Consider the following 5,206-nt stretch of genomic DNA (forward strand, 5'->3'; position numbering starts at 1 on the left):
AGAAAGTAGAAAGCTTTCTAAAACGTTCTGGCATGTGGGACTACTCATTCCGTTTAGGTGAAATTGATCAGGCAAAACTTCTTGAGAATGCCCTTTATTTACTTGACAACAAAGAAGCTGCACAGAAAACAATGGAACCTAATGTCGATCAACTTCGTCGTGAAGCTATGCGCAACTTGGATTTATTAAAAGAAAAATTCGGAAACTAAAGGAGATTGTCATTCATGAAAATTTTATTAGTCACGTCGTATGACTATCCTCATTTAGGTGGCCTTTCGACACATATGACAACATTACAATCCGGGCTTGAAGCTCGTGGACATCAAGTGGATACTTTATCTTTCTCTGATGTACCAAAATGGAAACGTGATTTTATTGCACGTGGTCCGTCGTTTATTTTAAACAAGATTTCTTTAGGTGCTGGTTATGTGTGGACGTTAGAACGTCGCCAAGCATTCCTCGAAAAAATGTTACGTGAAGATAAATATAAAGCGTACGACGTAGTTAATGCGCAAGACGTATTCGCCACTCGTGCTTCTCTTGCAGCAGGTCTTCCGACTGTTACCACTGTTCATGGTTATTTAACGTATGAAGGTATTTCAAAAGGATCTGTTGCTGAAGGATCAAAACATGCGGACAAGCTAATGGCAGTAGAACGTGTAGGATATACGGCTACACGCGAAGTCATTACGGTTGATACACGCATTAAAGATTATGTGAAGCGTGAAACAAACGTTGACGGAACGATGATTAAAAACTTCATTGATGTAGATTCATTTAAACCAGAAGTTGAACGTCGCCGTGAATTCCGTGACAAATATGGCTTAAATCAAGATGAACTTATCTTCTTCGTTCCACGTCGTTTAACTCGTAAAAATGGCGTTATTTATCCAGTATTGTCATTCCCACCTGTTTTGGAGAAATTCCCGAACGCTCGTGTACTATTTGCAGGCACAGGTGAAATGTTTGATGAAATCAAATCTAAAGCTGCAGAACTAGGCGTAGCAGACAATGTTACATTACTAGGCGCCGTTGCTCATAAAGACATGATCGAGTACTTTGCTCTAAGTGATGTTGTATTAGTTCCTTCTATATATAGTGCAGGAGTTGAAGAAGCTACATCCATTTCTGCTCTTGAAGCAATGGGCTCAGGTGTACCACTAATCGCTTGTGCTGTAGGTGGATTAAAAGAAATTGTTGACCATGAAAAAGATGGTCTGCTTGTTGAAGAAAGAAACATTGAAGATCTTTCAAATGCCATGATTCATCTTCTTGAAAACCGTGAAGAAGGATCACAGCTGGCTGATGCTGCACGCAAAAAAATCGTGGACCAATATTCTCATTACGCAGCTGCCGAAAAATATGAAAGTATCTATAAACGTGCAATCTCTAAATAATCTAAGGCTCCTTGCTCCTATAGCAAGGAGTTTTTCTAAATAGGTAGGTGTAAGATGAGTAACTTGAAGAAAGCTGCGTTATGGTCAACAGGACTTGCTTTATTGCTGAAATTATCAGGGTTCGTTCGTGAAGCAGTAGTCGCGAATGAGTTTGGGGTATCAAATGAAACAGATGGCTACTACCTCGCTTTCAGTTTTATTACATTAGTGGTGGCCATGATATCTACAGGCTTCAATAATGTATTTTTGCCAATGTATATTAAACGTAAAAAAACAGGATTGGATACTAGTGAACAAAATGCGAATGCCCTCCTGAACTGGACAATGATCATCTTTGGTTTTATCAGTATTTTGGGATGGTTTTTTGCGAAACAGTTTGTTCCCGTCATTTATCCCAATATGAAGGCAGGCATAGAGCCGTATGCCGTTGAAATGACTCAGATTTTCTTTGCATTCATGATGTTAATTGCGTTAACCGGACTATTGGATTCCTATCTTCAGTCCCGGCGCATATTTGTACCTTCACAATTAGCGAAGTTGTTAGCTACATTGATGGCAGCCATTTTCGCCATTTTCTTCAGTGATGTATGGGGAATTTATTCACTGGTCTACGGATTTGTATTCGGAACAATTTTAGGTGTGGTTATTCAGTTATATTTCCTAGGCCGTTCCGATTATAAATGGCGGATGGATTTCACTATGGAGCCGGATTTCAAAAAAGCCTTCATTATATTGATTATCCCTTCTTTATTGAACTCTGTGGTTGGGCAAATAAATTTGTTCGTCAATAAAGCTTTCGCATCTGGTGAGGGTGTCGCTGACGGTGCAGTTACGTATTTAAACAACTCATCGCTTCTAATCAGCATACCGAATGCGATTTATGCGACAACTTTAGCAGCCATCATCTTTACACTAATGAGTGAACAAACGGAAGATATTAAGAAATTTAAAGATACTTTTTTCCGTGGTATGGAAATTTCTCTTGTTACGTTGTTACCAATTACCGTGGGTTTATTGGTTGTTGGTGACGCAGCTGTATCATTCATTTATGAGCATGGAAAATTCTCAGCGCAAGATACAGATAATACGTATATTGCCTTGTTATTTTACCTACCAATTATCGTTTTCCAGGGCATGCAATTGATTCTATCCAAATCGATGTATGCTCGCGGAAAAACAGCTGTTGTATTCCGAATAAGTGTCACGACAATTTTATTAAATTTCTTATTAAACTGGTGGTTAGTTGATGATTATGGCTACCCTGCACTCGCCGTCGCAGCGTCCGTCGTCAGCATTTACTACTTTACCGTGTCTATGATTGTGGTTTATAGAGATTTAGGAATGTCTGAGTTTGCTCGATTTGCTCGCATGAGTGTCAGAGTAATCATACCTGCAGTCCTTATGGGGCTTGTGGTTTGGGGAGCTAAGATTGCTTTAGGTGCGGAGGATTGGTATTCGCTAATCCAGCTAGCGGTACTTGTGCCAATAGGGGTTATTGTATATGCAGCGTCATTAAAAGTCACTTACCCGACTGGCTTCAATCGCATGTTGAGTATGGTGAAACGATCTAAATAATAGTTAGTGAGCTTCTGGCCAGTGCCAGAAGCTTTTTCTTTTGATAAAGTCATTGTTAAACAATCGTAATGAGTGAGGAGACTTGCAAGTTCGTCCGAAGAAAGGAATCTGATTCTCGCTAATTTTTATATAAAAAATAGCCTTAATAACCTTATAATAAAACTCAAAAAAACCGTTTCGTATAAATACGAAACGGTCTTTCCTATGCTAGTTAATTTTCTTTACAAGTGTGTAGTTTGCATCTTTCTCACGAATCCACCCGAAATCTGCAGGTGAATTTTGATCTGATAAGACTTTAAACCACTTATTTCCATCCGAACCAATTTTTTCATCTAAAATCACCAAAGGATAACCAAAGCTATTGTTAGCACCTAAGTCTTTTGCTTTGTATGTGAATAATAGATTATCTGATTTGACTTCAGGAGTAGACCTCACGTTGATTACACCATTATGAGCTGTCATTGCCAATTGTTTCGCATTTACTCCACTATCCTTGTAACCTAGTAAAGTATCCCCACGCCACATATATTGAGCAATCTTAGCTCCCCAGTTTGGATCAGAAGCATAATGAACATTCATACCTGAAGATTTATTTCCAGGTGCCAAACCTTTAGCATATGTGCCAGTAGGCGGACCATAGTTTAAATTCACATAACGTGTCACGAATGCCACGACACTATCTTCAGGTTTGATATATGATTCTCCATCTTCAGGTGTTGAATCAAATACTTTAATACCGAAAAGATTGTTCTTCGTCTGTGCATTCACACTCATTCCCGAATCACTCTCATGCATCGCCGCACTAAGGATGAAGAGCGCGTTCACATTATAAATACTTTCCACTTCTTTTAAGAAAGCACCTAGCCCAATCAGTTTCGATTTGGTTAATGCCGTAGGATATTTTGAAGAAACAGTCTTTAAACGATCCATAATATAAAGATTCAATTCATCTGCTGTATAGTTCGTTTTACTTCTTGCTGATAAGTATTGGAAATATGGATAGTGCTGACCTGCGAATACACCATTTTCATGATAGAAATTGACGCCATCCTGAGAATAATATTTTTGAAGATTCGTCATAAATATTGGTGCAGGTCCAATTTGATAGCCACCAAAACCAAACGATTTATTGGCATGATTATAAGTAAAATGTGTTAACACACCTGTAGATGACGGCATGTAGTAATCTTTATTTGTAATCAGCTCTTGCGGAATATATTCAATTTCACTTTGTTTCGCAAAACCAATTGTTCCACCAGCTTGAACTTTTACATATTTGTCATTGGACTCCAGTAATTTTAATTCTCTACCATATTGAATATATGTGACTTGTTTTGAAAAAGTGTTATCTGAATAAATGACAGTTGTAGATCCTGGCGTGTAATGCTTTGCATAAGCAAGACCGTCTTTAATTTGAATCATTTCATTGCCCTTATAGATTGCTTTGGCAGAAGGATTACTTCTGAAAGCAGAAGCTGCAGCATCATATGTAATATATTCCGATTGCCCTTTCACAAGTTGACCATCTTTAATTATGGCATTGTAGTATTTAGTTGTATCAATAGGTGGCTCCGGCTCAGGTTCAGTGGGTGGTGTTGGCACATAGCTCTCTTTCGCTTCTAAGAAACGTACGATAAATGCGGCTGCTTGCGCTCGAGTCGCATTAGATTTTGGTTCAAATCTCATTGTCCCATCGTCATTCGGAATACCGTTTATAATTCCGTAATTAGTTGCATGAAAAATTGCTAATTTCGTTGCTGATGTCATTAAACTAGCATCTGAAAAAAGGGTTTCCTTTTTTACTAATTCCATTTTACTGTAGATCAATGCATTTTCAATGGTCAAAGCAACTTGCTCACGTGTAATCAAGGCATCAGGATTAAATCTATCTGACGTTACACCTTGCATAATACCTGCACCAGCCACAGCATTAACAGAAGCAGCCAATGTCATATTTGGTGTAACATCTTTAAAAGTGGCTTGTGCTTCAGGTAAATTCAAAGCCCTTTTTATGAATGCTGCAAATTGAGCACGTGTTACTTGTTCTTCTTGGCCGTATTTTCCTTCTCCATAACCTAACAAAATTCCCCGTTTAACAGCTTCTCTCATCTCAGGTGCTAAAGTACCGGTAATATCATCATGGCTATCGGCTTTTACTTTTTGTGTCGTCAATAACATCGTAAATGCCAACGTGAACATGACCACAAGAAGCAAACCCTTCTTTATATGTTTCA

The 5,206-nt window shown here is 38.5% G+C and carries 3 protein-coding genes and 1 pseudogene; 3 read left to right on the forward strand and 1 reads right to left on the reverse strand.

What is annotated here, in order from left to right:
- The 3 genes and pseudogenes from AC1DSL_RS15575 to murJ all read left to right on the forward strand — a co-directional run.
- Positions 1–209: pseudogene (locus tag AC1DSL_RS15575) on the forward strand (polysaccharide pyruvyl transferase CsaB); the annotation flags it as partial.
- Positions 210–224: 15 nt separating this feature from the next.
- Positions 225–1,397, forward strand: coding sequence for a glycosyltransferase family 4 protein (locus AC1DSL_RS15580; protein ID WP_477532879.1), 1,173 nt, complete (start codon positions 225–227; stop codon positions 1,395–1,397).
- A 54-nt stretch (positions 1,398–1,451) separates the two neighbouring features.
- A complete protein-coding gene (gene murJ / locus AC1DSL_RS15585) occupies positions 1,452–2,972 on the forward strand; it encodes a murein biosynthesis integral membrane protein MurJ (protein ID WP_477532880.1) in 1,521 nt (506 codons plus the stop codon).
- A gap of 207 nt (positions 2,973–3,179) precedes the next feature.
- Here murJ and AC1DSL_RS15590 read toward each other — a convergent pair.
- On the reverse strand, positions 3,180–5,206 hold a 2,027-nt coding region (locus AC1DSL_RS15590; protein WP_477532881.1), incomplete at its 5' end, for an S-layer homology domain-containing protein.

The sequence above is a fragment of the Paenisporosarcina sp. P4_D4 genome (assembly GCF_056401835.1).